19 protein-coding genes are annotated in these 22762 nt (G+C 72.6%); 8 read left to right on the plus strand and 11 right to left on the minus strand.

From position 1 onward, the window contains the following. Positions 1 to 53: 53 nt before the first annotated feature. Positions 54 to 1427: a cryptochrome/photolyase family protein gene (locus tag ABD932_RS21810; protein ID WP_345015201.1), complete on the minus strand. Its 1374-nt coding sequence runs from the start codon at positions 1425 to 1427 to the stop codon at positions 54 to 56. Positions 1428 to 1542: 115 nt separating this feature from the next. After that, on the minus strand, positions 1543 to 2346 hold the full coding sequence (locus ABD932_RS21815; protein ID WP_345015202.1) for an SGNH/GDSL hydrolase family protein: 804 nt from the start codon (positions 2344 to 2346) through the stop codon (positions 1543 to 1545). A gap of 132 nt (positions 2347 to 2478) precedes the next feature. Here ABD932_RS21815 and ABD932_RS21820 point away from each other — a divergent pair, with 132 nt between their 5' ends. The 5 genes from ABD932_RS21820 (at position 2479) to ABD932_RS21840 (ending at position 8274) form a co-directional block, all read left to right on the plus strand. Continuing rightward, positions 2479 to 3705, plus strand: a complete 1227-nt coding sequence (locus ABD932_RS21820; protein ID WP_345015203.1) for a sensor histidine kinase — start codon at positions 2479 to 2481, stop codon at positions 3703 to 3705. Beyond that, positions 3702 to 4376 (plus strand): response regulator, encoded by a 675-nt coding sequence (locus ABD932_RS21825; RefSeq protein ID WP_345015204.1) that lies wholly within the window; start codon positions 3702 to 3704, stop codon positions 4374 to 4376. The genes ABD932_RS21820 and ABD932_RS21825 overlap by 4 nt, the downstream gene beginning before the upstream one ends. Before the next feature lie 137 nt (positions 4377 to 4513). After that, positions 4514 to 4930 carry a hypothetical protein gene (locus tag ABD932_RS21830; protein WP_345015205.1) on the plus strand — a complete coding sequence of 139 codons (417 nt, stop codon included), beginning with the start codon at positions 4514 to 4516 and terminating at the stop codon, positions 4928 to 4930. A 27-nt stretch (positions 4931 to 4957) separates the two neighbouring features. Further along, complete coding sequence (locus ABD932_RS21835; RefSeq protein ID WP_345015206.1) at positions 4958 to 5707, plus strand: ABC transporter ATP-binding protein; 750 nt, start codon at positions 4958 to 4960, stop codon at positions 5705 to 5707. Beyond that, positions 5704 to 8274: an FtsX-like permease family protein gene (locus ABD932_RS21840; protein WP_345015207.1), complete on the plus strand. Its 2571-nt coding sequence runs from the start codon at positions 5704 to 5706 to the stop codon at positions 8272 to 8274. The genes ABD932_RS21835 and ABD932_RS21840 overlap by 4 nt, the downstream gene beginning before the upstream one ends. Positions 8275 to 8760: 486 nt before the next feature. Here the strand turns inward: ABD932_RS21840 and ABD932_RS21845 are convergent, their stop codons facing one another. The 3 genes from ABD932_RS21845 to ABD932_RS21855 are packed head-to-tail and all read right to left on the minus strand — an operon-like array spanning position 8761 to position 12133. Continuing rightward, positions 8761 to 9078 carry an SCO4225 family membrane protein gene (locus tag ABD932_RS21845; protein ID WP_345015208.1) on the minus strand — a complete coding sequence of 106 codons (318 nt, stop codon included), beginning with the start codon at positions 9076 to 9078 and terminating at the stop codon, positions 8761 to 8763. 29 nt (positions 9079 to 9107) lie between these two features. Next, positions 9108 to 9791, minus strand: a complete 684-nt coding sequence (locus tag ABD932_RS21850; RefSeq protein ID WP_345015209.1) for a response regulator — start codon at positions 9789 to 9791, stop codon at positions 9108 to 9110. Next, positions 9788 to 12133 (minus strand): sensor histidine kinase, encoded by a 2346-nt coding sequence (locus ABD932_RS21855; protein ID WP_345015210.1) that lies wholly within the window; start codon positions 12131 to 12133, stop codon positions 9788 to 9790. Before ABD932_RS21855 ends, ABD932_RS21850 begins: the two co-directional genes overlap by 4 nt. 234 nt (positions 12134 to 12367) lie before the next feature. On the opposite strand from ABD932_RS21855, the gene ABD932_RS21860 reads away from it, so the two are divergent. Together ABD932_RS21860 and ABD932_RS21865 are read left to right on the plus strand one after the other, a co-directional pair. Further along, positions 12368 to 12817: a DUF5707 domain-containing protein gene (locus ABD932_RS21860; RefSeq protein ID WP_345015211.1), complete on the plus strand. Its 450-nt coding sequence runs from the start codon at positions 12368 to 12370 to the stop codon at positions 12815 to 12817. Between the two features lie 31 nt (positions 12818 to 12848). Further along, positions 12849 to 13469: a DUF7691 family protein gene (locus ABD932_RS21865; protein ID WP_345015212.1), complete on the plus strand. Its 621-nt coding sequence runs from the start codon at positions 12849 to 12851 to the stop codon at positions 13467 to 13469. A gap of 82 nt (positions 13470 to 13551) precedes the next feature. Here ABD932_RS21865 and ABD932_RS21870 read toward each other — a convergent pair whose 3' ends face one another. Further along, on the minus strand, positions 13552 to 14571 hold the full coding sequence (locus ABD932_RS21870) for an MASE1 domain-containing protein (RefSeq protein WP_345015213.1): 1020 nt from the start codon (positions 14569 to 14571) through the stop codon (positions 13552 to 13554). Positions 14572 to 14672: 101 nt separating this feature from the next. Further along, entirely contained in the window at positions 14673 to 15521 is an 849-nt protein-coding gene (locus tag ABD932_RS21875) for a PP2C family protein-serine/threonine phosphatase (protein ID WP_345015215.1), read from the minus strand. 201 nt (positions 15522 to 15722) lie between these two features. Here ABD932_RS21875 and ABD932_RS21880 point away from each other — a divergent pair, with 201 nt between their 5' ends. Continuing rightward, the gene (locus ABD932_RS21880) at positions 15723 to 16289 is read left to right on the plus strand and encodes a tellurite resistance TerB family protein (RefSeq protein WP_345015216.1); all 567 of its coding nucleotides are present in this window, start codon (positions 15723 to 15725) and stop codon (positions 16287 to 16289) included. A gap of 35 nt (positions 16290 to 16324) precedes the next feature. On the opposite strand, the gene ABD932_RS21885 is transcribed toward ABD932_RS21880, so the two are convergent. The 4 genes from ABD932_RS21885 to ABD932_RS21900 form a co-directional block, all read right to left on the minus strand. Next, complete coding sequence (locus tag ABD932_RS21885; protein ID WP_345015217.1) at positions 16325 to 17572, minus strand: sensor histidine kinase; 1248 nt, start codon at positions 17570 to 17572, stop codon at positions 16325 to 16327. Between the two features lie 198 nt (positions 17573 to 17770). Continuing rightward, positions 17771 to 19993, minus strand: a complete 2223-nt coding sequence (locus ABD932_RS21890) for an MMPL family transporter (protein WP_345015218.1) — start codon at positions 19991 to 19993, stop codon at positions 17771 to 17773. A gap of 220 nt (positions 19994 to 20213) precedes the next feature. Next, positions 20214 to 21476, minus strand: a complete 1263-nt coding sequence (locus ABD932_RS21895) for a vWA domain-containing protein (protein WP_345015219.1) — start codon at positions 21474 to 21476, stop codon at positions 20214 to 20216. Further along, complete coding sequence (locus ABD932_RS21900) at positions 21473 to 22738, minus strand: AAA family ATPase (RefSeq protein WP_425587495.1); 1266 nt, start codon at positions 22736 to 22738, stop codon at positions 21473 to 21475. Before ABD932_RS21900 ends, ABD932_RS21895 begins: the two co-directional genes overlap by 4 nt. Positions 22739 to 22762: the final 24 nt, after the last annotated feature.

Here is a 22762-nt window from a genome sequence, read left to right on the forward strand (position 1 = left end):
GAGCGCCGCTGGACCGTGCCTGTCCATGGTCCCCGTCCGGTGTTCCCGTCCCGTCAGTCGACGCCCCGCCCCGCCCTGAACCGGGCGGCGGCCGCCTCCAGGTCCACGATCGGGGCGGGGTAGTCCAGACCCGCGCGGTCGGCGTCGTCGAGCCGCGGAAGACGGTGGACCGCCCTGGCGTCGAGGTGGCGCAGTTCCGGGAGCCAGCGGCGTACGTACTCCCCGTCGGGGTCGAAACGGCGGGCCTGGACGAGGGGGTTGAGGAGCCGGTTCGGGCGCGTGTCCGTGCCGGTTCCGGCGGCCCACTGCCAGTTGAGCTGGTTGTTCGCGACGTCGCCGTCGACCAGCAGATCCAGGAAGTGGCGGGCGCCCACCCGCCAGTCCACGTACAGCGTCTTGGCGAGGAAGCTCGCCGCCAGCAGACGGGCCCGGCCCGGCATCCAGCCCTCGTGGCGGAGCTGGCGCATGGCCGCGTCGACGACCGGATAGCCCGTACGGCCGTCCCGCCAGGCCTCGGTCTCCTTCGGGGCGCGGCGCCAACGGTCGTGCCGCGGGCGGTAGTCGTGGTCGGCGGCGTCCGGGCGGGCCGCCAGGACCTGGTGGTGGAACTCGCGCCAGGCGAGCTGGCGGACGAACGCGTGCGCGCCGGCGTTGTCCTGGGCGCGGGCCCGGTGCAGCAGTTCCGCGGGGGACAGGCAGCCGAAGTGCAGGTACGGCGAGAGCCGGGAGGTCGCGTCGGCGGCCAGGTCGTCGTGCCGTTCGTCGTAGGCGGACAGCGGGCCGGACAGCCAGTCCCGCAGCCTGCGGCGGGCCTCGGATTCCCCGCCGGCGGGCAAGCCCGGCGAGGGGGAGCCCGGCGCGAGGGACCGCGCCCCGGGCAGGCCGGCCGAGCGCACGTCGGGCACCCGTACGGCGTCCGGGGCCGGCAGGACGCGCCGTACGGAGAAGCTCTCCCAGCGGCGGAAGTACGGCGTGAAGACCGCGAAGTGGTCCTTGCCGCTGCCCGCCGGGGTCAGCGCCCCCGGCGGTACGGCCGTCAACGAGGCGTCGTGGACGCGCAGTTCGCGCCGGTCACCGGCCAGCTCCGCACGCAGCCGTTCCTCGCGCCGTACCGCGTACCGGCTCACCCCGCCCGCGAGGTGCACGACCTCGGCGCCGGTCTCGGCCGCCACCCGGCAGGTCTCCTCGACCACGTCACCGACCCGCACCACCAGCCGCCCGCCCCGCTCCCGCAGGGCCGCGTCGAGATCGGCCAGGCTGTCGGCGAGGAACGCCGCACGGTTGGGCACGGCGAAGCCGGTGCGACGGATGCCGGTGTCGACGACGAACAGCGGGACCACGCGTTCCGCGTCCCGCAGGGCGGCCTGGAGCACGGGGTTGTCGTGCAGCCGCAGGTCCGCGGTGAAGAGGGCGACGCAGACGCGCAAGGTTCCTCGATCCCCTGGTGGGTGGGGGCCGTTCGGGGGTGGGCCCATTCGGCCGCGGCGGCGATGTTACGGGCCGTACCGCCGGAGATCGCGGAACCTGCGTGTCGCCGTGTGGTCAGCCCCAGGTGGCCTTCAGCTTCGCGGCGTAACCCTTGGTGTGGCCCGCCGCGTTGGGGTGGAAGATCGCCGACGGGTTGCTCGGGTCGACGCCGTTGATCCACGGGTCGGAGCCGCAGGCCTCGTGGCCGGTGAACTGCGCCCGCATGTCGAGGAAGTACACGGACTCCTTGACCGTCGCGGCCTTGGTGCCCTCGGCCAGGGCGTCGGCCAGGCCGTTCATGTAGGTGCGCTTGGCAGAACTGAGGTCGATCGCGCCGCACGAGCCGGTCGAGGCGAGCGTCCTCGGGTAGCCGAGCACGAGGACCAGTGCCTTCGGCGAGCGTGCCTTGATGTCCTTGTACAGGCCGGCGAGCTCGTCCACCAGTTGGTTCCTGGCGTAGTACGACATCCAGCTCGTGGCTGTACTGCAGTAGCTGTCGCTCTTGGTCAGGCACGCCTCGACCACGGTGGCGAACTGGGCGTCGTTGCCGCCCACGGTGAGCGTGACGAAGTTGGTCGTGGTGCTCAGGGCCGACAGCTGGTTGTTGCGCACGTCCGGGATGGTCGCGCCGCTGCAGGTGACGTCCTTCAGCGTGTAGTCGGTGTGCGCGGCCGCCCACTGGTGCGGATAGTTGAGCGGGCTCCGCTTGCAGTCGCCGCTGGAGGCGTCGTACGTACCGGCGCCGACTCCGGCCGCGTACGAATCGCCCAGGGCCACGTACTCCGGTCCGGTCGCCGCCTGGACGGGGGTGTTGGCCATGGCCGCGATTCCGGCGAATGCCATCACCGCGCCGGCGACGACCGACTTCAATTTACGCATGGGTTCCTTCTGATTCCGGACCTGGGATCCCGAAGGTAACCGCGGCTTGTTGCTCGAGAATTGTCGGCCTGTTGTCGGGAATTGACCGCCTTTCAGGAATTTAGAACCGGGCAATGTCGTAGCCTGTTCGCCATGTCGCGCCGCATACAGTCACTGCCGTGGATCCACACGGCGTACGACGTCGCACTCGCGGTGCTGGTGGTCCTGATGACCTCGCGCTACGGCGAGGAGTACGACCAGCTCATCGGCTGGGGCATGGCCCTGGCGCTGCTGTTCCGCCGGCGTCGGCCGCTGACGGTGATGGCGCTGGTCTCGGGGCTCGCGCTCGTCCAGTACGTGCTGGCGGAGTACCCGGAATTCATGCTGGCGACAGCCCCGACCGCCTATGACGCGGCGCTGCTCGTCGCGATGGTCTCGGTGGTCACCCATGCCCGGCCGATGTGGCACAGCTACGCGGCGGGTGCGGTCGTCCTGGCGGGCATAGCGGTGGAGTCCGGGGTCGGCCTTCCCGGCGCGCGGAACTCCATGGAGGTGGACCTCCTCACCCTGGCCTCCTACAGCGGGCTCGGCACGGCCCTGTGGCTCACCGCCGTGGTGCTGCGGACCCGGCGGCTCTATGTGGCGAGCCTGGAGGAGCGGGCCGCCACGGCCGAGCGGGAGCGGGAGCACCTGGTGCAGCTGGCCGCCGCCGAGGAGCGCGCGGAGATCGCCAGGGAGCTGCACGACGTCGTGGCCCACAGTCTGGCGGTGATGATCCTCCAGGCGGACGGTGCCGGGTACGCCCTCAAGTCGGATCCCGACAAGGCCGGTTCGGCGCTGAAGGCCATCGGCGACACGGGACGGGACGCGCTGGAGGACATGCACCGGATCGTGCGGGTGCTGCGCGGCGGCCGGGCCTCCGGGCAGGATCAGGATCTGGACGCCGATCGTCGCAGGGTCTCGCTCGACGACCTGGAGACCGTGGCCGAGCGGGCCCGTGTCGCGGGGCTGAAGGTGGACCTGGCCGTCGAGGGCGATCACCGGGGGCTGTCGACGGCGGACGAACTGACCGTGCTGCGGGTCGTCCAGGAGAGTCTGACCAATGTGCTGCGGCATGCCGGGCCCGGTGCGCAGGTCACCATCACGCTGCGGTTCGACAAGGAGGTCGTACTGATCGGCGTGGTCGACGACGGGGCCGGCAGGCTGGCCGGTCCGCAGGCGGCGGCGGAGAGGGGCAGTGGTGGGAACGGGCTCGTGGGCATGCGCGAGCGCGTGGAGGTGTCCGGCGGCAGTTTCAGCGCCGGGCCGCGGCTGGGCGCGGGATGGCAGGTCGATGCGGAGCTTCCGGTCAGCAGGACTCCGGTGAGGACGGCGGGATGAGTGAGATGAGCGGGCCGATACGGGTGGTCGTGGTCGACGACCAGCCGCTGATCCGGGCGGGGTTCGCGATGGTGCTGGCCGCGCAGAGCGACATCGAGGTCGTGGGCGAGGCGGAGAACGGCGCGGATGCCCTGACCTTGTTGGCCCACACCCGGGCGGACGTCGTCATCATGGACATTCGGATGCCCGTCCTGGACGGGGTGGAGGCCACCCAGCGGCTGAGCCGGCTCCCCGATGGCCCCCGGGTGTTGGTGCTCACCACCTTCGACACCGACGAGGACGCCTTCGCCGCCCTCCAGGCCGGAGCGAGCGGCTTCCTGCTGAAGAACACCCGTCCCGAGGAGGTCGTGACGGCGATACGGGTGGTGGCGGCCGGCGAGTCCGTCGTCGCCCCCCGCGTCACCCGTCGGCTCCTGGACCGGTTCGCGGGGAAGCTGGCGCCCGCGGCCCGTCACGACGAGCGGCTGGACCTGCTCACCCTGCGCGAACGCGAGGTGCTCGAACTGGTCGCCGAGGGCTTGTCCAACAGCGAGATCGCCGCTCGTCTGTTCATCGCCGAGGCCACCGTGAAGACCCACTTCGGCAAGATCCTCACCAAGATGGACCTGCGTGACCGCGTACAGGCCGTGATCTTCGCCTACGACTCCGGACTCGTCCGACCACAGTCGTAGTCACGCCCTCTGACTCCGGTTGGAGTACGGCGCCTTGGAGATCGGCTGCCGAACGGATGTGCCGCGACGCCTCACCTCGGAGGATTTACCCGTACCGAACGACGAAAAGCGTCGGACGGAATTCCCCGGAGGTCACCATGACGGCTCTCGCACGCCCGCAGAACAGCAAGGCAATTCTTTTCGGCGTCATCGCGCTGCTGATTTTCACGGCCGCCGCGGTCGCGGGCGGCTACTGGTGGAACGAGCGGAACAAGCCGAGCCAGGCGTCGAAGACCGACTGCCTGCTGGCGCAGAAGCTCGTCGACTCCGCGCAGAAGATCCCCGGCGACAAGGCGGCCATCGAGACCTGGGTGAAGAGTGAGCGGGAGCTCAGGTCGCAGCTCGACGACGGATACCTCGGCGCCAGCATCTCGAACTACAACGCGCTGGCGGTCATACGGGCGAAGGGCGACGGCACCCCGCAGCAGAAGAGGGTGCAGCAGCTGGCGGACCAGGCCAACAGCCACTGCACGGACGCGAACGTCACGCTCGTATTCCCCCCGATCGCCTCCTGACGCGCCACGGCAGAGGGAATTCGGCTCATGAACATGCCTGAACACATCTCCAGGGCCGTGGATCTGGTCAAGGTCCATCAGCAGGGGCAGGCGCAGATCAGGGCCCTGGACTCGGTGACGGTCGGTTTCGCCCGCGGGCGGTTCACGGCCATCGCGGGCCCGTCGGGCTCGGGCAAGTCAACGCTGATGCACTGCCTGGCCGGGCTCGACTCGGCCACCTCGGGCCAGGTGATGTTGGGCGACACGGAGTTGACCGGTCTGTCCGACCGGGAGCTGACCCGCGTACGGCGGGACAAGGTCGGCTTCGTCTTCCAGTCGTTCAACCTGCTGCCCCAGCTGACGGCCCTGGAGAACATCGTGCTGCCCGTCACCATGACCGGGCGGTTCCTCGACCAGGACCTGCTCGACCACCTCGTAGGCGTGCTCGGCATCGGCGACCGGATGTCCCACCGGCCCGCCGAACTCTCCGGCGGCCAGCAGCAGCGCGTGGCGCTGGCCCGCGCCCTGCTGGCCCGGCCCGCCGTGGTCTTCGCCGACGAGCCCACCGGCAACCTCGACTCGCGGACCGGCGCGGAGGTGCTCGACTTCCTGCGCCGCTCCGTGCGCGACCTCTGCCAGACCGTGGTCATGGTGACGCACGACCCGCGTGCCGCCGCCTACGCCGACCGCGTGCTCGTCCTCGCCGACGGGCGGATCGTGGACGACGTCGACGTGGCGTCCGGCGCCGATGTCGCGCAGGCCCTCCAGAGCGTCGCGACCGTGGGGAGGGCCCGGTGAACGCCCCCTGGCGCCCGAACGCCCCATGGCGCGCGAGCGTCCTGGGCTCGCAGCTCGCCGAACTGCTGCGGCGGCCCGGCCGGTTGGTGACGACGGGGCTGTCGGTCCTGGTGGCCGCCTTCGTGGTGTTCGCCACGGTCATGGCCCAGCAGATCACCGTGAACACCACCCTGGACCGATTCCGCGGCACACCCGAGGCCGTGAGCCTGGTCGCGACGGCCGGTGACGCCGGCCTCAGCGGCGACACGCTGCGGCGGATCCGCGCGCTGCCCTGTGTGGCCGAGGCCGTCGGACGCGTGAACTCCGGCGCGCTGATCGCCGGTCCGTCCGAGCGCTGGCTGGACCTGTACTCCGACCCCGGCACCGGACCGCTGTCCCAGGTCCGGCTCGTCGAGGGAACCTATCCCCACCGGGCCGGCGAGATCGCGGTCAACCGGCGAGCCGCCGAAGAGCTGGAGCTGGCCCCCGGCACCCGAACGACTCTGCTGGTCCCCGACCGCGGCAACCCGGAGAAGACCGTCAAGGTCACCCTCACCGTCACGGGCGTGGTGAAGAGCGCCGCGACCGCCGAACAGCAGGCCGGCGGTTACGCCACCGAGGCGCGCATCGAGCCCCTCGCGGATCTGCCGGGCTACCAGCAGGTGGACATCCGCGCCGGGGACGGTGTCCCGCAGGGCGAGCTGTCCCGGCAGGTGCGCGACGTACTCGACGAGACCTCCTCCCACGCGTCGCTCAGCTCGGGCAGCGCGGTGCGCGCCCGGGAAGCACGCGAGGCCGTGGGCGGGGACCTTCAGGAAGTCTTCCGGCTCATCTCCGTGTTCCTCGCCGTGGCGGTGGGCGCCGCCGCCCTGGTCGCCACCTCCACCTTCCGGATCGTATTCACCCAGCGGCTGCGGCAGTTGGCGCTCCTGCGCGCCATCGGCGCCCCGCAGCGCCGCCTGGTGACCGCGCTCGCCGTCGAGGGCGCCCTGGTGGGCGCGGTCGCGGGCTCGTTCGGGGTGCTGCTCGCGCTGGGCGCCGGGCACCTCGCCCCCATGCTGGCCACCAGCGCGGGCCAGGAGCTGTCCGCGCCGGGCTTCCCCGTGGCGTACGCCGTGCTGGTCGTCGCGGGCACCGTGCTGGTGACGGTCGGAGCGGTCCTCGCCCCGGCCCTGTCGGCGGCCCGGGTGTCCCCGCTGCACGCACTGCGCACCGCGGACACCGGCACGAGCGGAAGCCGCGTCCAGGCCGCCCGGCTCGTCACCGGAGTCGTCCTCGCCACCGCGGCCGCGGGCCTCGCCGTCATGCTGCTCCGCCAGGGCGACAACGACGGCGACCGCGACCTCGGCATGATGGTCGTCGTCGCGTCGGCGGGCCTCGCCTTCCTGGCGCTCATCGCGCTGGGCCCGCTCCTGGTCCGCCCGGTCCTGGCGGTCGCCGGATGGCCGCTGCGCCGCCTCGGCACCACCGGCAGGCTGGCGGTCAGCGGCGTAGGCGGCACCCCGCGCCGTGCCGCGGCCGTCTCCGTCGTCGTGGCGCTCGGCGCCGCGCTGGTCTCCGGGGCCCTGGTCTGCCTCGCCTGTCTCACCGGCTACATGGAACGCAGCGACGCGGTCGCCGCCCCCGCCGACTTCCGGATCGCGGCCGGTGGCAAGGGCTTCGACTCCACCGTCGTACGGCAATTCGCCGCATCACCGCAGCTCACCCATGTCACCACCTACCGGACCCATCAAGTCAAGTTCACGGACAGGGAGTTCGAGGTGTCCGACCTGGCCCCGAACGCCCTGCCCACCGGCAAGCTCATCGACACCGCCACCGGCTCCCTCGCCGACCTGGGCCCGGGCCACGCGGTCGTCGCCTCCGACCTGGCCGCCGAACTGGACCTGACCACGGGCGACACCCTCACGCTCCCGTCCCGGCGCGGCCGCGTCGAGCTGACCGTCGCCGCCACGCTGCCCGGCCCGGGCCCGCTCCTCGCGGACGTACTCGTCGCCCCCGCGGATCTCGACCGGCTGGGCGTCTCCGCGCACGCGAGCGGCATCCTCGCCGACGCCGCGACGGAAGGTCTCGCCGCCCGTGGCAGGGCGCAACGGGCGCTGGAGAGCACGATCCGCGCACACGTCCCCGACCCCGACGAGGCCACCGTCACCGTCCTGGCGGAAGCCCGGGACAGCAGCCAGGACACCGTCCGGACGATGGGCACGACCGCACTCGGGCTCGTCGCCCTGACCGTCATCGTCGCCGTGGTCGGCGTCACCGCCACCACCAGCCTGACCGCGATCGAACGCACCCGTGAGTTCGGGCTGCTGCGCGCCCTGGGTCTCGGCGGGGGCGCACTGCGCCGGACCATCACCCTGGAAGCCGGCCTGTACGGAGTCCTCGGCGGCACCCTCGGCCTGACCCTCGGCGTCCCCTACGCCTGGCTCCTCGTCCGCACCGCCGTCACCACCGCGCCCCTGCGCCTGCCGACAGCCCACCTGCTGCTGGTCTTCGCGGGACTGGCCGCCCTCACCGCCCTCGCCGGGCTCCTGCCCGCCCGCCGTGCCGTCCGCAGCACGCCGATGACCGCGCTGGGCGGCACCGAATGAACCGTTTCCCGCTGGTGGACGTGCGGCACGACGTCGTCGTTCTCGGCACCGCACCCACGGCTTCGTCCGGTGCGTCCCTCGCCGTGGTCCCCGGCTTCAGCACCGCGTGTGTGCACCCGGACCCCGGGCCGACGGCCGCCACCCCTTCATGGGCCGGGGCGAGGAGACCGACCGGCCGGCCGCCCTGCTGCCGGCCGCGGCCGCGGGCCGCCCCAGTGGGCCGTGGTCAACGGGGAGCAGGGGTACGGCAAGACCCGGCTGGTGGAGGAGCTGTCCGTACGGGCCGCGGCGGCCGGGTTCACCGTCGCCCGCACCAAGGGCGGTCAGGCGCTCAGCGGCAACCGCGGGATCTCCCAGACCTGCCCCACCGTCCAGCTCCTGGACGCGCTACGGCAGGACGACACCGACTCCGCTCAGGACGACTTCGCGCAGAAGGACCCGCTCGGCACCGTCGTCCATGAACTCACCCCCGGCTCGGGACGACGCTCAGGACGACGGGTCCGGGCGGCCCCCGCCGCGGCGCAGGGCGCGGGCGCACCAGCCGATGACCGCGGCGTTGACCTCCGCCCCGAGAGCGACGGCGGTGATGAACATGACGTTGTTGTCCGGCAGCACGAGGAACACGAAGCTGCCCGGCGCGGTGGCGAGCAGCGGGATGACGCCCGCCATGGACTCGCCCGAGCTGTCACCGAGGCTCACCACGAGCGCCCACACCAGCAGGCCTGCAACGACGGCGAGGTAGACGAGGACGGCGACCTCGCGGTGTGCGTGGCGCAGGCGGTCGGAGAAGGATCGGCCGGTCACGGCGGTGGGCTCCTCGGGCTGGTCGGGGATCAGAGGTGGGTGCCGGGCGGGTTCGGGCGAGCGAGGCCGAGGTCGTAGGCGAGGATCGTCGCCTGGACACGGTCACGCAGGCCGAGTTTGCGCAGCACCGCGTTCACATGGGACTTCACGGTGCCGACGGTGATGCCGAGTTCCTCGGCGATCTCCGCGTTGGTGAGCCCGGCCGCGACCAGGGCCAGGACGCCCCGCTGGCTGCCGGTCAGGCTGTCCAGTTCGCGGGGACCGCCGCCGGTTCCGGTCCCGGGGCCTCGTCCGGAGGCGTAGTGGCCGATGAGCCGACGGGTCGCGGACGGGGCGAGCACGCTCTCGCCGGCGGCCACCACCCGGATGCCCTGGAGGAGTTCGGCGGCGTGCACGTCCTTGAGGAGAAAGCCCGAGGCACCGGCGCGCAGCGCGTCGAAGACGTACGCGTCGAGGTCGAACGTGGTCAGGACGAGCACCCGGGGCGCGTCCTGACGGCCGGTGATGATGCGGGTGGCGGCGATGCCGTCCAGTTCGGGCATCCGTACGTCCATGACGACGACGTCCGGCGCCAACTCCGCTGCGAGCCGCACCGCTTCGGCGCCGTCGCCGGCCTCGCCGACGACCGTCATGTCCTCCTCGGCGTCGATCACCGCGGCGAACCCCGCCCGGACGATGCCCTGGTCGTCGACGACCAGCACCCTGAGGCTCATCGTGCCCCTTCCTGTTCCTGCTGGAGTGGTAGCCGAAGGCTGACCGTGCCCTGCGGGCCGGTGGCCAAGGTGCCGCCGAGCGGCGCTACCCGCGCCGTCAGCCGCTCCTTTACGGCAGGTCGGACGGCGTCCGGCACCCCGCTGGCCGTGAGCGTCAACGTACCGTCGGCCGCGTCGAGTTCGAGCACCGCGGGGTCCTCACCGCCGGCCGCGAGCACCGTCTCGGCGGCATGGTAGGCGGCCAGGTCGACGGCGGTGGGCAGGTGCCGCGGCACCCGGTCGGTCAGCCGTATCTCCACGTCGCGGCCGGTGGCGCGGAGTTGGTGGGCGAGCAGATCGAGGGCCTGGAGGGTGGGCTGCGGCCGCAGTTCGGGTGCCGTCTCGCCGTCCCGGACGGTGTCGAGGAGGGCGCGCATCGCGGCCAGGGCCTCGCGGGCGCGCTCGGCGGTCGCGTCGAGCCGGCCCGCCTGCGCCTCGGCGACCATGTCGGCGGTGCGCGCCAGTACGGTGGTCTCCAGGCCGGCCGCGATACGGCGCCGCTCGGCCCACGCGTCCCGGACGGCCTCCTCGGTCCAGGCGGCGAGGCGTTCGTCCCGGGCACCGCGGTCCGCTTGCACTCGGCGGGCACGGAGGCCTCCGGCGTGTTGGGCCGCGGTGAGTGCCAGGGTTGTGCCCGCTGCGGCCAACGCGGCCACTGCCCAGGTGGGGAGGGTCGTGCCCCTGTCCATGACCGCGGCCATGGCGGCTGCGGTGTGCACCAGCGCGGCGATGGGCTCCGCCGGTTGGGTGGTCATGAAGCCGCGGGCCGGTGAGGGCTGGTCGCGCCCCGCGGCGGAGCCGCACATCGATGCAGCCCCGCGCCCCTTACGGGACGCTTCCGCGGCCAGCGCTGCGCACGTGGCCACCAAGCTCAGCGCGGGCGGCAGGAGGACCGGCCCCGTGTAGTCCCCCACCTCCATCGCCACCGTCCACAGCAGAGCCAGCCCGAGCAGCGCACCGTACGCCGTCCGTGGTGCCCGGCGCAGCCACAGCAGGGCGACCGCCTGGGCTGCCGCCAGCAGGGCGAAGAGCATGCCCGCCGACACCCGCGTCCCGCTCGACGCGTCCTCGGCATGGATGACCAGGGCCGGGAGCAGGGGTTGCAGGACGAGGCCCGCGGCGGCGACCACCTGCGCCAGGCGGTAGCCCGGCGGGGCGGAGCGCTCCACCGCGGTGGCGGTACGGCCGGGCAGGACCGCCCGCACCTCCCAGCCGCCCTCCGCCGTCGGACCGGTGCTCAGCGTGCCGCCCGCCTCCCGGGCCCGGGACCGCAGGAAGTTCTGGCCGCGTCCGCCGCCGAGGCCCGCCGCGTGGGCCACCGAACCGGCGGGCGGCGCCGCGCTCGTGACCACGACGTCCGTGCGGGTGTCGCCGTAGCGGACCCGCACCGTCGTCCGCGCGCCGGGGGCGTACCGTGCCACGTTGGTCAGCGCCTCGCGCACGATGCCGAAGGCCGCGTCCGCGACGGCGCCGTCGGGGAGGGAGTCGATCTCGCAGTCCACCTGCTGGTCGAGGCGCCGGAACCCCGCGACCAGGTCGAGCAGCCGCTCCTCCGGTGACGGCAGGTGCTCGCGGGAGGGTGCCGGTGCCCGTACCGCGCCGAGCGCGCGGGTGACCTCGCGACCGGTCTCGACGGCGAACTCCAGGGCCTCGGCGGCCAGTTCGGGACGGCGTTCGCGCAGCCCGAGCGCCGCGCCTGCGGTGACCACCACGGCCGTCAGATGGTGGGCGCTGACGTCGTGCAACTCCCTTTCCATACGGCGCCGTTCGGCCGCCGGGAGCCGATGACGCTCGGTCTCCGCCCGCTTGAGCATCTCCTCGGCGGCTCGCCGGACGCGACGGGCGCGCCGTACGAGGAGACCGGCGCCGCAGGTGAGGGCGTACAGCAGGGCGGTCAGGACGAGGTCGAGGCCGTCGCGGTCGCTGAGGCCGTGCAGGGTGATGCCCTGGAGCAGCTGCCACACGGCGAGCGCCACGACGCACAACACGGCGGTGAAGGTGTCGCGTTCGGTCGCCACGGTGAACAGGGCGAGTGCGACACCCGCGGTCCCGAGTACGGCCGTGGCGCCGGTGGGCAGCGGCCCGGCGCCCAGTGCGCAGGCGGCGGCGACCAGGACGAGCGTGGCCACCGGGCGAGTGCGGCCCAGGGCGAGCGCGGCCGTCACCGGTCCGGCCACCAGGGCCGCCACCAGCAGGACGGACGCGGACGGGACCGTTCCGCGCACCAGAGCGGACCCCGGCCATACCGCGGCCTGGGCGCAGATCAGCAGGACCGGGAGCAGCCGGTCGTCGGTTCGCTTCATCGTGGATCCAGGCTATGGCCGCTGGTGAGGGGCGCGGATCGGGCGGGAGGGGGAGGTCATTCCCCCTCCTCCAACCCTGGTTCGAGGAGGGGATCGTCCGGCAGCCCGAGGACTGCGCCATGCCCCGCGCCCTAGTCTCGAATCACATCGAGAACGCGGTCGATCACCGGTTCTCGGGACGCTTTTCCAACGCTCTTCCGGCGCTTCCAACCAGCCAATTCAGGGGGATCTCCCATGTCCAAGCGCGCCCTCATGTCGTCTCTCGTCGGTGTCCTCGCCTTCGGCGGTGTGGTCGCCGGTGGCTTCGCCATCGCCTCCGCCGCCACCGCGCCGACCGTGGTGAACGGCTCGGCCCGGTACGTCGCCCCGTCCGACGGCAAGGCCGGCTCGCTCACCTTCACCGCTGACGTGCGCGACGACTCCGGCGTCCGGGACCTCAAGGTCGTCGCGTGGCCCGCGAGTTCGAAGCTGAACCCGACCGAGGAGGAGCTGCGGCACGCGGACAGCAGCAAGTGCGAGACCACCTCGGCCGCGAAGGCCCGCTGCACCTACACGCTGAAGGTGACGAAGACGGAGGCGGCCGAACTGGCCCAGGGCCCCTGGTACGTCTCGGCGCTGGCGACGGCCGAGGACGGCGACACGGAGTTCGTGCCCCGCGCCGCCACCTTCGAGGTCGCGCACTGACGTTGTCAGTGGCCTGCCCTAGGTTCGTGGCATGAGTTCTTCGCTGAGCGTCCACCTGCTCGACGTCGCCGCCACCCGTGCCCTGGTCGGATCCCGGGACGACCAGTTGCTGGGGGTCATACGCGACAGCTTCGGGGACGACCTGACCCGCGACGACGACTACTTCCGCCACGAGATCGAGCAGGGCGCCCCGACGGCGTACGAGGCGCTGCGCGCGGTCGTCCACGGCGGGCCCTTCAGCGAGAGCGAGGACCACGCCTTCCAGTACGGCTACGCCTACAAGCGGCTGTGCTCGCTCACCGGCACGTTCCTGGACAACAGTTGCTTCACACCGCACCGGGGCGACTGGCTGTCACAGGTCGACCAGGGCCTGAAGGCGCTCGGCATCACCGCCGTGTCCGTCGAGGACTTCGACTACGGCGGTCTGCCCGCTCCGCTGCCGTACACCTACACCCCGGGCTGCGGCACCTGGACGCCCGAGGACATCGCACGGGCGCTGGAGCAGTTCGAGGCCACCAAGCGGGCGGTCGACGAGTCGGGCGAGGCGCCGCCGCTGGAGCCCGAGATCGTGGACGCCGTCATGCAGTGCCTCGGCTGGATGAGGCGTGCGGAGGAACAGCCGGGCTTCGGGGTCATCGGGTTCCGCTCATGACGGGAGGATGTCGGCTCCTGAGGGTCGGATTCCCTCCCTGAGAGAGCGGGTGGGCTCCGCCGGACGTCGCCGCCGCCGGCGTTCACCGCCGGTGCCGTTCCCTTCGGTGGTCGCGTTCGCCCGGCCGGGACGGTGACCACCGGTCGAGGGTCTCCTCCGGCGCGAGTTGGGACAGGGCTTCCGTGAGGCTCTCGCAGACCCGCTCGATCTCCCCGAGGGTGCGGTTGCGCTCGGTGATGATCGCCGAGAGCAGCAGGGCGGTCAGGGACACGGTGCCGTTGAAGGCCTGGAGGATGACCATCTGGGCGAGGAGATCGTGCCCGGCGAAGGGGCCTGCCCCCCTCGCCCCCGCGTCGATGGTGATCACGGAGGCGATCAGCACGCAGGGGACGGCACCGGCGAGCTGGAAGCGGAAGGCCGCCCAGATCAGGAAGGGGACGATGAGGAAGAGCAGGTTGAGCCGGCTGTGCGTGGCCAGCACCGAGACCGCCGCCGTGCCGCCGAGCAGCGCCACCGCCTCGGCCCAGCGCAGCGCGGACACTCCCCGTGGCCACCGGGCCTCGCGTGCGGCCAGCAGGAGCGGCGCGACGACCAGGACACCCATCGCGTCGCCGGTCCACCACACCGACCAGGTCGGCCAGAAGTCATCGGCCGCCAGTGCGTCGGCGGCCACGAGCACCCCCGTGCCGACCGTCGCGCTGACCACCATCCCGACCAGGGCCCCGAGGAAGACCAGCGCCAGGGCGTCCTGGAGCCGGTCGAGAGCGATACGGAAGCCCACGCGCCGCAGCAGCAGAAAGGCGAACACCGGCGCGAGCGTGTTGCCGACGGTGATGGCGAGCACGGGGAGGATCGACGGGCCCAGCGTCACGTTCACCAGGAACGCGCCGAGCGCGACGGCCGGCCACATCCGCAGGCCCCACAGCAGCAGGACGACGAGGGCGATGCCGGTGGGCGGCCAGAACGGCGTGACCTGCCCGCGTACCAGTTCCTGCTGCAGACCGATCTTGCCGCTGACGTAGTAGGCGGCCACGACGGCTGCCGCCCGCAGGCCTTCGGCGGCGTACTGCCGGCGGCGCGCACCGCGTGCCGCATCGGTCATCTCCGCCTGCCCTGGGGGTCGTGCCGGGCGGGGTGGGCCGTACCGGCGCCCTGCGCGTCGTCCCCGGCGCCAGCCAGGTCATCGAAGCCGCGCATGCCCGCTCACCCCTCGCCCTGCCACTGCTCCCGCTGAAGCCCTCCGTAGCGAAGGACGAGGACGGCCGCATCGTCGCTGTGGCCGGTGGCGTCCGCCACCCGGATGATCCGCCTGGCCAGCTCGTCCGGATCACTGCGACAGGCGCCGCCGCCCGCCAGCGCGGCCACCCGCTCGAGCCCTTCCTCGATCGGGTAGCTGGGGCCCTCCACCAACCCGTCGGTGACCAGCACGAACACGCCCACGTCGGTCAGCGACCGGCGGGTCGACGGATACTTCTCGCCGGCCTGGATGCCCAACGGCAGTCCGCCTTCGTTCAGCACGATGTCGCAGCGGCCGTCGTCCGCCGCCCAGACGGCCGGGACGTGCCCGGCGCGGGCGTCGGCGAGCTCCTTCGTGACCGGGTCGAAGCGCAGGAACGAGCAGGTCACGAAGAGGCCGGAGTTCATGGAGACCAGCAGGTCGTTGGTGCGGCGGAGCACCTCCGACGGGTCCGTGGTGGCGGTCGCGACGGCCCGCAGACAGGTGCGCACCTGCCCCATGAGCGCGGCCGCCTCGACGTCGTGCCCCTGCACGTCCCCGATCACGAACCCGACCGAGCCGTCGGGCATGTGGAACCCGTCGTACCAGTCGCCCCCGATGTCCAGCCCGGCCCGCGCGGGCGCGTACCGTCCCGCCGCGTGCAGGCAGGGCAGGACCGGCAGCTCGGCCGCGAGAACCTGGCGCTGCAGCGCGGCGGCGAGTTCGACGCGGGCCTGCTGGAACTTGATCCGGTCCAGTATCCGGCCGGTCAGATCGCCGAGCGTCTGGAGCAGATCTCCGGTGCCACCGGGTGGGGCGGTACGACGGTGAGGCATGGCATCACACTCCGGGTTCCTGCGGAGTTGCGCCATTCAAGACGCTTTTACGGTACCCCTGTGCCCGGGCCCACGGACTCCTCGCAGATCAGCGGCCCGAACTCGCCCGGGAACTTCGGGCGGTCGGGGGGAGTTGCCAGGGGGACGCGTGGAACACGCGCCGCGACCGGAACGACACGGGCTGAAGCCGAGGTGGCACGGATGGCGATGTGGGATCGGATCAAGGACCAGGCCAAGGGTCTGCAGCAGCAGGCGCAGGGCAGGACCGGCGCGGGCGGGCACGGCGCGGGCGGGCACGGCCGGCCGGGTTCGGGATCCTCCGGGGGCTCGAAGGCGCAGCTGGTGAGCGCGCTCAAGTCCCAGCTCACGTCCCTCAAGACGGAGCTGAAGAGCGGTGCCTACCGTGACGCCAGCATGGCCATGTGCGCCCTGGTCGCCGCCGCCGACGGGCATGTCGACCCAGCCGAGCGCCAGCACGTGGAGTCGCTGATCCTGAACAACGACGTCCTGCAGAACTTCCCGTCCGAGCAGCTGCGTCAGCGCTTCAACAAGCATGTCGACCAGCTGTCGTACAACTTCCAGCAGGGCAAGACCGAGGCCCTCCAGGAGATCGCCAAGGCGGCGAAGAAGCCGACGGAGGCCAGGGCGGTCGTCCAGACCGGCTTCGTCGTCGCGGGCGCGGACGGCTACATCGCCCCGGCCGAGGAGCAGGTACTGCGCGAGGCGTGCTCGACCCTGGGCCTGTCCCCCCAGGAGTTCGGTCTCTGAGGACATCACCTCCGTCGGGCAGCCGCGGCCCCGGCTCATGGCGCGGCGTCCGCGTCCGCCTCGGTCGCGTGCGGCTGGAGCGGGAGCGTGGTGGCGACCTCGAAGCCGCCCTCAGGGCGGGGCCCGGCGTGGAGTTCGCCGCCGATGGAGTGGGCGCGCTCGCGCATGCCCATGACGCCGAAACCCTGGGGATGCCCACCCCCGGTTCCCCAGGGGGCGGCCCTGGGCCCGTCGTTCGTGACCGTGATCAGCAGGCGGGTGCCGGAGTAGGCGAGCCGGACGTGGGCGGCCTCGGCGGTGGCGTGCTTGGTGACGTTGGTGAGTGCCTCCTGCACGATGCGGAACGCGGTCAGGTCCACGCCTGGAGACAGCGGCCGCGGCTCTCCCTCCGTGGTGACCGTGACGGTGACGCCCGCCGAGGCGCACGCCGAGACCAGCTCGGGCAGCCGGGCCAGCCCGGGTGACGGCTCCAGCGGCGCGGCGTCCGGGTCGTCGTTCTGCCGCAGCAGCCCCAGCGTGGCCTTCAGCTCGCGCAGCGCGGAGGACGTGGTGCCGGTCAGGTCGGTGAGGATCTTCCGCGTCTGCTCCGGGCTGCTGAGCGCCAGATGCGCGGCCGTGCCGGCCTGGGCGTTGGCCAGGGCCAGGTGGTGGGCGACGACGTCGTGCAGCTCACGGGCGATACGCATGCGCTCCTCGGTGACCCGCAGCCGCGCCTCCTCCTCCCGGGTGCGCTCGGCGTGCTCGGCGCGGGCCTGCACCGACTGCAGATAGGCGCGGCGCAGCTGGGTCATCTTCCCGGCGGCCACGGGCAGCATCAGCCAGAAGAACGGGCCGATCGTCCTCAGCAGCAGCGAGAGGTGGTCCATGGAGTCGGAGAACGCGGCCGCGAGCATCAGCGCCACGACGGTGGGGATGCCGTAGGCGCGGGTGGTCCTGCGGTCGGTGTGGCTGGCCAGCCAGAACAGCGCCGCCATGATCGGCGCCAGCAGCAGCGGGGTGACCAGGTATCCCATCGCCACGACGACGACCGTGCAGACCGCGGTCACGACGAGGGCGATGCGTGGATGGGTGCGGTGCTTCAGCAGGGCGAGGCAGGACACGCCCAGGAGGACGACGCTGGCCGTGTCCTGGTCCGGCGGCTCGGCACCGGGCAGGGTGAGCAGGCCGCCGAGGGTCGCGCAGCCCATCAGCGCCGCGACCACCACCAGGTCGAGGACATAGGGGTGGCGGCCCGCGAACCCCTCGAGGCGGTCCGCGTAGCGGCGCTCCTGGTTGGTGGTCATCCTGCTCTCCGGTCGAGGTGCTGAGGCCATGGTGGACGATTCCGGTCAGGGACGGCGACGGGGCCGCCCGTGCCCTGGTCCTGGGTCACGGGCGGCCCCTGGTCTGGTGGGGGGCCCTGGTGGGGGCCCTGGTGGGGGGCCCTGGTGGGGGCCCTGGTGGGGGCCCTGGTGGGGGTGGCCCTGGTGGGCGCCGATGGATCAGATGCGCGCCTCTTCCCTCTCCTTCGCCCCGGCCGGCTCCGCCTCCGCCTCGGCCTCCACCTCCGGCCGGCGGCTGAGCGCCTCGCCCTCCACGTCGACGCGGGGCAGGATCCGGTCCAGCCATTTCGGCAGCCACCAGGCCTTGTCGCCGAGCAGGGCGAGCACGGCGGGCACGATCGCCATCCGTACGACGAAGGCGTCCAGGAGTACGGCGGTGGCGAGCCCGAACCCGATCATCTTGATCATGGAGTCGCTCTCCCCGATGAACCCGGCGAAGACCGCGATCATGATCAGGGCGGCGGCCACGACGACGCGGGCGCTGTGCCGGAAGCCGGACGTGACGGCCTGTCCGGCCGACTCCCCGTGGACGTACGCCTCCCGCATCCGCGAGACGAGGAAGACCTCGTAGTCCATGGCGAGCCCGAAGACGATGCCCACCAGGAAGATCGGCATCAGGCTCATGATCGGCCCGGTCTGCTCGACGCCCAGCAGCTCCGCGCCGTGCCCCTGCTGGAAGACCACGACGACCGCGCCGAGGGAGGCCAGCACCGACAGCAGGAAGCCGAGGGCGGCCTTCAGCGGGACGAGCAGCGACCGGAAGACGACGAGCAGAAGGACGATCGCCAGCCCGACCACCACGATCAGATACGGGACCAGCGCGGACTGCACCTTGTCGGCGATGTCGATGTTCATCGCGGTGGTGCCGGTGACCTCGAAGGTCGCCCCGGTCTCGGCCTCCACCCCCGGACGCTCGCCCCGGATGGTGGTCACCAGCTCCTTGGTCTTCTCGTCGGTCGGCGCGGTGGACGGCACGACGGAGAAGACGGCGGTGTCACCGGCGTCGTTGAAGCGCGCGGGGGACACGGACACGATCCCCTTCGTGCCCCCGATCTCCTCGGAGACCGTCGCCACGGCACCCTTCGGATCCGCGTCCCCCTTGACGTCCACGACGACGGTCAGGGGCCCGTTGAAGCCCGGACCGAAGGCGTCGGCGAGCGCGTCGTAGGCCCGCCGCTCGGTGCTGGAGGTCGACTTGGCCTCGTCGCCCGGCATGCCCAGCTGCAGCTGGGTCATCGGCACGGCGAGCGCCCCCAGGCCGACGACCCCGAGGAGCAGCACGGGCAGCGGCCGGCGCAGCACGAACCGCGCCCACCGAGTCCCGCCGTTGGTGTCGCCGCTCTCCTCGATACGGCCGCTCTTGCGGGCCTTGCGCGGCAGCACGGCGTTCGGCCAGAACCCGAGGAAGGCCGGGACCAGCGTCAGCGCGATGAACACGGCTACGACGACGGCGCCCGCCGCGGCCAGCCCCATCTTGGTGAGCATCGGAATACCGACGACCGAGAGCCCGGCGAGCGCGATGACGACGGTGAGCCCGGCGAAGACCACGGCCGACCCGGCGGTACCGACGGCCATCCCGGCCGCCTCCTGCGGCGTACGGCCCTTGGCGCGCTCCTCGCGATACCGCGAGACGACGAACAGGGCGTAGTCGATGCCGACGGCGAGGCCCAGCATCATCGCGAGGGTGCCGGTCGTGGTGGACAGGCCGAGGGCGTCGGCCAGCGCGAGGATCGTGGCCATGCTGACGCCGACGCCGACTATCGCGGTCAGCAACGGCAGCCCGGCGGCGGCGAGGGAACCGAAGGTGACGAGGAGGACGACGGCGGCGATCGCGACGCCGATCACCTCGGCCGCGCCGCCCGGGCCGCCGCCGTCGTCCATCGCGGTCCCGCCGGCCTCGACGGTGAGCCCGGTGTCCCGGGCGTCGTCGATCGTCTTCTCCAGGTGGGTCCTGTCGGCGTCGGAGAGTCCGCTCGCCTTCACCTTGTAGGTGACGGTCGCGTACGCCGTCGTACCGTCCTTGCTGACCGCCTTCGCCTGGAACGGGTCGACGACGGACCCGACCTGCGAACCGTCGCCCAGCTCGGCCACGGCCTCCTCGACGGCCTTCTTGTTCTCGGCGGCGGTCACCTTCTCACCGCCCGGCGCGACGAACACGACCCGCGCGGTGGCGCCGTCGGCCGTCGCCCCTGGGAAGCGCTCCTCCATCAGGTCGAACGCCTTCTGCGACTCGATGCCCGGCATGGAGAACTCCTCATCGGAGGCTCCCGGAGCCTTGAGGGCACCCAGACCGACGGCGGCCAGCACGGCCGCCCAGACCAGGGCGACGTACCAACGCCGCCGGAAGGCCAGACGGCCCACGCGATAAAGGAAAGTAGCCACGGCAGGGGGTCTCCACATCTGGGCTCGAATGTGATCCCAGGCTGTCGGGAGCGGGGGTGCCGTGTCGTCGTGCGGGTGCCGACAATCCGCTGTACTGAGAACGCAGTACGGGGTGGTGGATACGTCAGCCAGAGGTACGACGAGGTGCTGCGAGAGGGCTACGAGGGGGCTGCTAAGGGACTCCGAGCGGCTACTACGAGGGGACTGCGAGGGTGCTGCCCTACCCGATGTCGACCACACGGGCCCACGCGGGCGGCGAGTCCGGCACGTATTCGGGATCGTCCTCGTCCCACGAGCCCGTCGACCCCTGCCGGGGGAACAGCCCCACGACCGTCCGGCACGGCGGTCGCTCACTCGGCCACGGCGTCTGACCATCCGTCAGGGCGACGACGACATCGGGCCTGGGCCGCATCCGCAGCGCCCTGGCGAAGCCCGCGCGCAGATCCGTACCCCCGCCCCCCACCAGCGGTATCCCCTCGGCACGGCAGAGCCGGTGCACACCCCCGGCCGCCGCGTCGCACGGCACCACGCTGACCAGATCGCGCCGCCCGCCCACGGCACGGGAGATCGCGGCGACCTCCAGCAGCGCACTGCCCAGTTCGGCGTCGCTGACCGAGCCGGAGGTGTCGATGACGACACACACGCGGGGCGGCCTGCGCCGCAGACTCGGCAGGACGGCGCCCGGCACCGAGGCTGAACGGCGCGAGGGACGGCCGTACGTGTAGTCCTCGCCGGCCCCCGCACCGGAGGCCGCCGAGCGGACCGCGGCGCCGAGCAACTCCCGCCACGGCTGCGGCGGATGGAAGGCCTCCTCCGCCCACCGCTGCCACCCCCGCGAGGCGCTGCCCGGCCGCCCCTTGATGCCCTGCGCCACCCGGAACCGGACGGCGTCCCGTTCCTGCGCGCTGAGACCGTGCGCGCCGTCCCCGCCCATGTCCCACTCCCGCTCCAGCCCGTCGGCCCCGCTGCCGCAGTCCAGCCAGGCCAGATCCTGCGTGCGCGGCCCCAGCCGGAACTGCCGCAGGTAGTCCTCCATCAGCTCGCCGTCGCGCAGCATCAGGGTCGACGGCCGGACGGCGCCTTCGGGCCGGGCGAGGCCCTCCCCGTACACGTCGTCGTTGATCTCGCAGTCCGCGGCGATGTTCATCCGCAGCCGCTCCCCCGGCCCGGTCAGCCCCCGCTCACGTGCCACGCGGTCACTGCGCCCGTGATGGTCCCGCAGCAGATGCGACACCTCGTGCACCCACACCCCGGCCAGCTCCTCCACCGGCATACGGTCCACGAACGCGGGCGAGACGTAGCACCGCCAGTACCGGTCGACGGCCATCGTCGGCACGCGCCGGGACTCGACGACGTGCAGGGCGAACAGGGCGGTGGCGAGGTAGGGGCGGACTCGGGCGGCGTGGAGGCGGGCGGCGAAGAGTTTGTCGCGGTCGAGGGGGTGGGGTGAGCCCCCCGGAGCCTCGGGTGCACCCGCGCTCATCGCCCCGCCTTCGCGCCGGCAGCCGCCGTCCGCCCCGCCACCTGATCCGCCCTCCGGGACAGCGAAACGACCCCGGCGAGCCGCTCGATCGACGCCGGAACGTCCCAGTCCTCCTGACGCAGGGAGGCGAGGGTGGACGCGGGAACGACGACGAGGTCCGGAGCCCCGGTCTCCAACGCCCGCACAAGAAGCGCCCAGGCCGCATCCCAACGCGTCTTCTCCATACGCCCCCGCACGGCCTCCACCACCCCGTCGAGCGCGGCCTGCCGCAGGTCCCCCCGCTCGGGCAGCACGGCTCCCGCCGGATCGGCGAGCAGCAGCTCGGGATCCGGCAGATCCATGCGATCCACGCTCGCCAGCAGCTCGAGCCCCGGCCCGTCCCCCACGGTGCCCCTGACCAGCAAGGAGAGCACGTCCCGCGACGAACCGGCGGCGGTCGCGAAGGCGATCAGCCGCTGCGTCATCTCCCAGCTCCGCGGAGAGGGCCACGGTCCACCCCGGCGCGTCTCACTGTTGGGCAGCCGGTGCACGAGCCCCGGCCGCCCGGCCAGCAGCCCGCACACCGCACGCCGTGCGAAGTCCACGGCCTGCGCCAGCTTCTCCGGATCGAGCCGCGGCAGGGTGGCCCGTGGCCAGGTCCCGCCGAGTCCTCGTACGACGACCTCGTGGTCGTGGGCCCACTGCAGATGCACGAACCGGTTGGCGAGCGGCGCGCTCAGCTCCCAGCCGTCGGCCGCCGAGGACCGAGGGTTGGCGGCGGCCACGATCCGCACACCCGGCGGCAGCCGCAACGCCCCGACCCTCCGCTCCAGCACCAGCCGCAGCAGCGCGGCCTGCACGGCCGGCGGCGCGGTGGACAACTCGTCCAGGAACAACAGCCCTCGCCCGGCCTTCACCAGCCGCACGGCCCAGTCCGGCGGGGCCATCGGAACCCCCTGCTCCGCGGGGTCGTCCCCGACCACGGGCAGCCCCGAGAAGTCGGACGGCTCATGAACGCTGGCGATCACGGTGGTCAGAGGGAGATCCAGGGCGGCGGCGAGCTGGGTGAGAGCAGCGGTCTTGCCGATCCCCGGCTCACCCCAGAGGAGAACGGGCAGATCGGCGGCAACGGCCAGGGTGAGGGCCTCCAGTTGGGTGTCCGGGCGGGGTTCGGTGGTGGTGTCGGTGAGGAGGGTCAACAGGTCGGCGGCGATGTCGAGTTGGGAGGGGGAGGGGGTGGGGGTGAGGGTGGAGTGGTGGTGGTTCTGGGTGCTCATGGGCATGTGGGATCACCTGTGGGTTTGGGG

The organism is Streptomyces shaanxiensis, from assembly GCF_039537145.1.
In the GTDB taxonomy this organism is placed as follows: Bacteria; Actinomycetota; Actinomycetes; order Streptomycetales; family Streptomycetaceae; genus Streptomyces; species Streptomyces shaanxiensis.

Excerpts from the sequence above, each read along its gene's own strand:
- ABD932_RS21900 (WP_425587495.1), bottom strand. The coding sequence starts at position 22,738 with ATGCCCATGAGCACCCAGAACCACCACCACTCCACCCTCACCCCCACC.
- ABD932_RS21820 (WP_345015203.1), top strand. The coding sequence starts at position 2,479 with ATGTCGCGCCGCATACAGTCACTGCCGTGGATCCACACGGCGTACGAC.
- ABD932_RS21835 (WP_345015206.1), top strand. The coding sequence starts at position 4,958 with ATGAACATGCCTGAACACATCTCCAGGGCCGTGGATCTGGTCAAGGTC.
- ABD932_RS21830 (WP_345015205.1), top strand. The coding sequence starts at position 4,514 with ATGACGGCTCTCGCACGCCCGCAGAACAGCAAGGCAATTCTTTTCGGC.
- ABD932_RS21825 (WP_345015204.1), top strand. The coding sequence starts at position 3,702 with ATGAGTGAGATGAGCGGGCCGATACGGGTGGTCGTGGTCGACGACCAG.
- ABD932_RS21895 (WP_345015219.1), bottom strand. The coding sequence starts at position 21,476 with ATGAGCGCGGGTGCACCCGAGGCTCCGGGGGGCTCACCCCACCCCCTC.
- ABD932_RS21885 (WP_345015217.1), bottom strand. The coding sequence starts at position 17,572 with ATGACCACCAACCAGGAGCGCCGCTACGCGGACCGCCTCGAGGGGTTC.
- ABD932_RS21815 (WP_345015202.1), bottom strand. The coding sequence starts at position 2,346 with ATGCGTAAATTGAAGTCGGTCGTCGCCGGCGCGGTGATGGCATTCGCC.
- ABD932_RS21860 (WP_345015211.1), top strand. The coding sequence starts at position 12,368 with ATGTCCAAGCGCGCCCTCATGTCGTCTCTCGTCGGTGTCCTCGCCTTC.
- ABD932_RS21870 (WP_345015213.1), bottom strand. The coding sequence starts at position 14,571 with ATGACCGATGCGGCACGCGGTGCGCGCCGCCGGCAGTACGCCGCCGAA.
- ABD932_RS21850 (WP_345015209.1), bottom strand. The coding sequence starts at position 9,791 with ATGAGCCTCAGGGTGCTGGTCGTCGACGACCAGGGCATCGTCCGGGCG.
- ABD932_RS21880 (WP_345015216.1), top strand. The coding sequence starts at position 15,723 with ATGGCGATGTGGGATCGGATCAAGGACCAGGCCAAGGGTCTGCAGCAG.
- ABD932_RS21865 (WP_345015212.1), top strand. The coding sequence starts at position 12,849 with ATGAGTTCTTCGCTGAGCGTCCACCTGCTCGACGTCGCCGCCACCCGT.
- ABD932_RS21855 (WP_345015210.1), bottom strand. The coding sequence starts at position 12,133 with ATGAAGCGAACCGACGACCGGCTGCTCCCGGTCCTGCTGATCTGCGCC.
- ABD932_RS21875 (WP_345015215.1), bottom strand. The coding sequence starts at position 15,521 with ATGCCTCACCGTCGTACCGCCCCACCCGGTGGCACCGGAGATCTGCTC.